Annotated in this window: 2 protein-coding genes and 1 pseudogene; all 3 read right to left on the bottom strand. The window is 51.4% G+C overall.

Features of this window, described 5'->3' with window-relative positions; genetic code table 11:
• Positions 1 to 2,653, bottom strand: a 2,653-nt coding sequence (locus tag IQ235_RS14020) for a two-partner secretion domain-containing protein (RefSeq protein WP_264322073.1), incomplete at its 3' end; no start/stop codon positions are given.
• Positions 2,654 to 2,816: 163 nt separating this feature from the next.
• Positions 2,817 to 5,651, bottom strand: coding sequence for a beta strand repeat-containing protein (locus tag IQ235_RS14015; RefSeq protein WP_264322072.1), 2,835 nt, complete (start codon positions 5,649 to 5,651; stop codon positions 2,817 to 2,819).
• 289 nt (positions 5,652 to 5,940) lie between these two features.
• A pseudogene (locus tag IQ235_RS14010) lies at positions 5,941 to 7,280 on the bottom strand (S-layer family protein); the annotation flags it as partial.

The raw sequence follows: 7,280 nt of genomic DNA, 5'->3' as shown, positions 1-7,280 counted from the left end.
GGGTATTCCCATCTAATGCCACTAGTCCCGAAGCCGGATCGACAACGGGGGTCTGAATTTGCACCGCACCGCTAAATTCTGCCCCCAACGCCGAGGTGGCGGTAATATCGCTCTCGGGGGTGGGTGCATCCCGAAACTGAGTGCCGAAGATGCCATCGGCGGCAATATTCACCTGTCCCCCGAAGCTTTGTTCGGCATTGGCACTGATATCGCTGTTCTCCAAAGCAACTAAATTGACGGTATCGAGGTTAATATTGCCACCAATGGCTAGATCGCTGGCGTTCGAGATAATGCTGCTATTGTTGCGCAGCAGGAGCAAATCTGAGGTTAGATTGATGTTGCCTTGATTTCCCGCTGCGACATTGGCTTGAAAACTCGATTGTCGATCGATCTCGATCTCGTCCGCCTCGATCGATAAGTTGCCTGCATCTCCAATACTCGTACCACTCACAGAAATTGTGGTCCCATCCACCAGGTTTAGGCGCTCGGCCGTAATGTCTACCGAACCGGCCGCAAAATCGCTTTGGGAAGAGGCGGAAATTTGAGAGTCGATCAGTTCTAGTAAACCCGTTTGAATGGCGATCGTTCCTCCAAAGCCAGAAGCATTACGATTGCTAATCGAATCAATCCGGCTTTGGCTGGTGAGTAGCAGGGTGTTAGCCACATTTAGATCGATCGATCCGGCATTTCCATTGGTGAAGGTAGAAGCAATAATTAAGCCAGTATTGGCAAGGGTTAAGTTTTGGGCATTAACGATAATATTTCCCCCATTTCCCATTGCCTCGATCGGGTTGCCATTAAAATCGAAACCGCCGACTTGAGAACCGATCGAACTGGCAAGGATTCCGACTCCATCCGCTCCATCAATGCTTAAAGTATCGGTAACATTAATATTAAGATTGCCCGCATCACCCGCTCCGAGGGTAGAGCCAGTAATTATCCCACCATTTGAGAGTTGTAAATTTTGGGTGTCGATCGTAATATTTCCCCCATTTCCGGTGAGTTGAGTCCCATCGATCGCATCACCCTGGCGATCGATAATGCCGACTTGACTATTAATCAAGCTGGGAAAAATCCCTTCTCCATCAATGACTAAGGTTTCCGTAACATTGATGTTAATATTACCTGCATCGCCGATTCCCAACGTAGACCCAGAAATCGCCGCACCATTGGTGATTTGCAAATTCCGAGCATTAATATTTATCTCTCCCCCATTCCCCGCACCACTCACAAAACCAAAACTACCATCGGAATTTAGAATGGCTGCTTGACTGGCGATACTACTAGGATTTTCCAACCTCTCGCCATCAACGGCTAAAGTGCCAGCAACATTAATATTGAGATTGCCTGCATCCCCATCCCCTCCAGAAGAATTTGCGATCGCACCACCATTGGCAACTCGCAGACTTCGAGCATTCAAATTCAGATCTCCACTGTTACTTTCGCTTGCCGAAAGAATTAGTAAGCCGCTAATAAACAAGGAATTTGAGATACCCACGATCTCGAACTCATCGACTGTAACTGTTAAGTCTCCCCCACTGCCCGATCCAGCTTGACCATTGGTAATAAGAGCATTATTCGCAATCCTAAATCTTTCTGTTTGTATGGATAAATCGCCACTATTACCAGTCGTTCCTACCTCTGCTTGATTGAAAAAACTACTCGGATAGAATCCGGTATCGGTTCCAATAATTTCCACCGATTCAGAGGCTCGAATGACAATATTCCCCCCATCCTCTGACCCGAGAACGTTACTAATAATGGTAGAAGTATCAAAAATCGAAATATTACCGGCTTGGAAATGTATATTGCCACTGCCCTCACCACTCACATCCACTGAGGATGCTTGGGTAAAATCGAGATTGCCAAAGCGGTTTATCTCTTCATAATTTAGGGTAAATCCATCGGTTACCCGAATCAGAGAAACCGTTCCCGATTCTGCGACGCTTCCGAGTTCTACTCGCCCTTGACTGGCTGTAAGATTACCGCCTTCAACCAGAATATCTCCACCCACTAATGCTAAAGTCTCTCCAGAATTTACTTGCAATCCCTCAGGGCGATTGGCGCGGATGGGAATAAATGTAATCGGGTTGAGTACTATATTATGACCGTTGCCGCGCACCTGAATCGCGCTGGGATTTTGCCCCATCTGCAAACCAATGGGGATGTTGACACTCAGCAATGGTGGTGCGTTGGGTTCGCTGGCACTGTAGAAACTGCCATCTTCAAATAACACGCTCTCGGCAGTGCTGCCAAGGAAGGAACCGCCGATATTCAAACTAGCGTTGGGGCCGAATTGGATGCCGTTGGGATTGATTAAAAACAGGTTCGCACCTCCATTCGCCCGAATTAATCCGTCGATGTCGGAGAGGTTGCCGCCAGTGACGCGGGTGATGATATTGTCGATACTGATGGCGTTGTTGAAAAAGGCTTCGCTGCCGGTGGGGATGGAGAAATCCGAGAAGCTGTGGAAAAGGTTGCCACCCGCTTGCGTGCCACCTTCGATGGTGAGGACGTTGCCATTGGGCAAAACCACTGAATTGTTGGGTAAGGTGGCATCTGGGGTAATCTGGGCATTGGCAGGTGTGGCAACAGTTGCCAAAGTGCAAACGGCAACAGATACCAGCCAAGAGGGGGAGTTGGCTTTGCTCATGAATGCTCCTGAGTTGAATTGAGTTAACGGGGTTAGGGATTTTCGGGGTTGCGGTTGGCGCGCTTCAGTACCGAATGTCTTCGCACAAAAGTCAAGGGGAAGGGGCGATCGCTTTTGCACCCAAACAGAAACTCGATATGTCAATTCTCTTCCAAATCGCGCCTCATCGTCCAGAGGACTGGGTACTCGCAGAGTCTTGGGAAACCGACTCGCAGTCTGGGTGGGGTTGCCAGGGGGAATAAGAGAGGTTGCCCGATGCGGCGACTAACTCAATTTGTCCGCGACTATTGGTTCTCCATCCCGTGGCTTCGACGAACGGTTCCGTCGAAACAGAGAATTCCTCGGGTTCTGTCCCCGTTGGATTGAGGGTAAGATGACTTTGAATTTCTCCCAAACGAGTATCTCGCCACACCGTTTGCGGTTGCAGGAATTGGGTGGGGTCTTCAGCCAGTCCGCCATTACCGGTGATGACAAAGCGATTCTCCAGAGCCGCCGCACAGCTGTTTTGAATTTGAGTACTGGGGTTGAGAGTGCTGCCATCTAACGCCACCAATCCCGAAGCTGCATCCACATCGGGAGTCTGAATTCGCACCACGCCGCTAAATTCAGCTCCCAATGCCGAGGTCGCCGTGATATCGCTTTCGGGGGTCGGTGCATCCCGAAACTGGGTGCCGAAAATCCCGCTCGCATCGATCGCGATTTGACCGCCCCGATCGTTGATGGAGTTCGCGGAAATGTCGCTATTTTCCAAAGCCACCAGGGTGTCGGTGTCGATGGCGATATTTCCGCCCGTGGCATTCCCGGCATTGGTCTCGATGCGGCTTTGTTGGCGTAACTGAATGTCGCGAGCCTTGAAATTGAGGTTGCCCCCCAGACCCGAATTTGTCGAAGCGTCGATGCTCCCTCCATCTGTCAAAACCAGCTCCCGTGCCGCAATATTGAGATTGCCCGCCCTGCCGCTTCCTAAAGCCAGACCGGTTACCCGAGCGTCACGCCCCACCACCAGGCGATCGGCATTGAGGTTCAATTCTCCCGCACTCCCCGTAGCACTGACATCCCGCAAGAAGGCGACCGCCCCCACAGACACCTCGACGAGCGCATCCTCTAATACGACGCGACCCGCATCGATGGTAATGTCTCCCGCATCTCCGTCATTCAAAGAGGCCGCAGAAATCAATCCCAAACGCACATCGAGGACGGGGGTAGAAATGTTGATGTTCCCCCCAGGCGATGAGTTCAAGGTTTGGGCGGCAATATTGCTGAAGCTGTCGAGTTCCATGTCTTCTCGAATGATGCCTGCCATCGAGATCGACTCCGATGCCCGAATGGTGACATCGCCACCAGGCCCTCCCGCATCAGACACGAGCAAAGAAGAGCCAATAATCGAACCGTTGGACGAAGCAATGACGCTCCTTCCCGAAAGGCTCAATCGTTGAGTGTCGATGATAATATTTCCAGAACGCCCATTAAGACCGAAAGCGTTGGTACTAATCAGGGTGTCGAACACTGCTTCGGGGGAACCGAACATTTCGATGGATTCGGTCGCCATAATGGTAATGTCTCCCCCAGCTCCATTCGTGGGCGTGACACTCACCAAACCGGCTTCAGAACTCATGGTGAGGCGATCGGTCTCAATGTTGATATCTCCTCCCGTTCCGGTACTCCCGAGAATAGTCCCGTTGTTGATGCCAGAACCCACCAGCTCGAAGGTATTGCTACGAACTCTCAAATTTCCCGCATTCCCCGCCCCAAAAGTGGTGCTGCCTCCGAGAACGCCATTATCCAACCGCAGTTTTCCCGTCTCGATGATGATGTCTCCAGCATCGCCCGTTCCCGCAGTCCCGGTGAGCAGAGCGATTTGCGCCTCGAAGGGATTGATGACTCCCTGGGTTAAATAGAATCCGGCAACGAGTCGATAATTCTCTAACCCGAGTCCGTTGAACTCCACCGAATCCGTTACCTGAAAACGGATATCCCCTCCTCTACCTTCTCCTAATGTCAGGGTGGAAATTTGCGACCCTTCTGTAACCTGCAACTCTCGGGCGCGGATCTCGATCCCCCCACCGTTGAGATTTCCTAGGGTGAGGGCAAAAATTCGCCCATCCCTCAGAGTTGCGGTGTCTCCAACGATCTCGACTCGGCCCCCACCCACACCACTGGTATTGAGGAGGCTGCCATTAGAGAGACTGATGTTGCCTGCATTGACGATATCACCTTTCTCAAAACGCCATCCCGATAATGTCGGCGCAAAATTGACTAAACCCTCGCCTGCCACGCTTCCCAGGTAAATTTGACCGTTGCTGGCGGTTAAGTTGCCTCCGGCGAGTTGGATTTCTCCACCAATCAGGGCTAAGGTTCGATCGGGACGGACTTCGAGTCCTACGTTCGCTAAATCGATATTGGGCGACAGGGGAAAGGGAAGAACGGGGACGGGAGAGTCGAAAGACGATCGGGCGATCGATCGATTGACAATGCGATCGGGATTGGCTCCAAATTGCAATCCCACCGGAACGCTAACGGTCAGTAGGGTTGATGCGTCGGGTTGGGTGGCGCTGTAGAAACTGCCATCTTCAAATAACAGGCTCTCTGCACTGCTGCCGAGGAAGGAACCGCCGATATTCAAGCTGGCATTGGGCCCGAATTGGATGCCGTTGGGGTTAATTAAAAATAGGTTTGCCGTGCCGTTGGCGCGAATTAACCCGTCGATGTCGGAAAAGTTGCCTCCGGTGACGCGGGTGATGATGTTCTCGATACTCAGGGAATTGTTGAAGAATGCTTCAGTTCCCGTGGGGATAGAGAAATCCTCGAAACTGTGAAAAAGGTTGCTGCCTGCTTCAGTTCCCCCATCAATGGTCAAGACATTACCATCGGGAAGGACAACTGAATTATTGGGTAAAGTGGCATCGGGGGTAATCTGTGCTTGTCCTGGAGTAGCGATCGGTCCCAAAGTCAGGAGAGCAGCAGATACTAGCCAAGAACCAGAGTTGGCTTTGCACATGAATGATTCTAAGTTGAATTGAGTGGATAGAGTTAAGTTCTTGAAGGAGTTACAGTAGTTTTGGCAAAGGGTTAACCCCAGCCATCACCAACGGGGTAGGCACAGGGGCACTACCCCTACTGTTTTTTATGACGTCTTGAGCTAACCCCTGCGGTATCTATGTTTGTGAAAACCGCGATCGGTCATCGGATTGGGCACAGAATGTTCGATAGCTGATGCTCAAAGGAAGTAGCGATCGCCCATTTGACCCAAGCTGACCTTGATATTTTCATTGTCTCCGAGTTCCGGTTCACCGTCGAGGGGACTCGGGATCGATGGAATGGTTGGAGGAGGTGCGATCGGAGTCGGGCAACGATTCGCAATCGGGTTGTGGCTGCCAGGGGGAATAAGACGGATTTCCCGATGCCGCGATTAACTCAATGTGACCGCGATTGTTGGTTCTCCATCCCGTGGCTTCGACTAAGGGTGCAGTGAGTGCGGAGGCTGCCTCGGCTTCTACTTCAACGGAACTGGGGGTTAGATGGCTTTGGATTTCACTCAAACGGGTATCTCGCCAGACGGTGCTCGGTTGTAGGGGTTGAGTGGGGTCTTCGGGGAGTCCCCCATTACCGGTGATGGCGAACCGGCTGCGGGTGGCAATCTCACAGCTATCTTGAATTTGGGTGTTGGCGTTGAGAGGGTCGGCATCCAACGTTACCAGTCCTGATGCGGGATCGACAATGGAATTATTAATATTGACCGTGCCATCGACACCGAATTGAGAACTGGCGGTAATGCGGCTATCGGGAGAGACGAACAGTCCGCTAGTGGTAATTTGGATATTGCCGCCCGTTCCTTCAATGGCATTTGCATTGATGCGGCTATTTTCCAGAAGCGCAATGGTATCGGAGTCGATCTGAATATTCCCACCGTTGCCGACTCCAAAAGACTCGGCATCGATCGCCGCACCATTGCGCAATTGCAGCGAATCACGAACGTTGAGGGAGATATTTCCCCCTTGACCCGAAGTGGTTGCCGCGAGAATTTCTCCGGAGCGATCGAGAAAAATTCGATCGGCATTCACCTCAAGGAATCCCGCATCTCCGCTTCCCTGATGTTCGACTGTGACGACTCCGCCATCGCCGACCCGTAAAACTGGAGTATTCACAATGACATTACCCGTGTTGCCACTGGGAGTCGGAGGGAGTCCAAAAATTTGTTGAAATACTGGGGGCAAAATCTCTGCACTTGCAGAAATACGACTCGGCTCGCCATCTTCTCCCACGCCGCGAACTTCAATCGATTCCGACACGTCGAACGTTGCATTGCCAGCATTACCCGTTGCCAACGTACCCGAACTGATGGCTCCTCCATCTTGGAGAATCAGTTTCGAGGCATTGACCGTTAAGCGACCGCTATCTCCCCGGTTAAAAGAACTGACGCTGATGACCGACGGCGAACTCACCAGAGCATTCGTACCCAAAACTTCAATGGTGTCGGTCACGTTGACTGCGATATCTCCAGTATTGCCAATACCTAGGGTCAGGTTGGAAATATTACCTCCATTGACCAGACGCAAACGATCGGTCGAAATTGTAATATCTCCACCCAAACCCGAACCCAGATTAATGGATGACACGATACTCACTC

This window comes from Zarconia navalis LEGE 11467, assembly GCF_015207075.1.
Lineage (GTDB): Bacteria > Cyanobacteriota > Cyanobacteriia > Cyanobacteriales > Geitlerinemataceae > Zarconia > Zarconia navalis.
The sequence above is the reverse complement of the archived record's forward strand: the minus strand, read 5'-3'. Positions and strand labels throughout refer to the sequence as shown.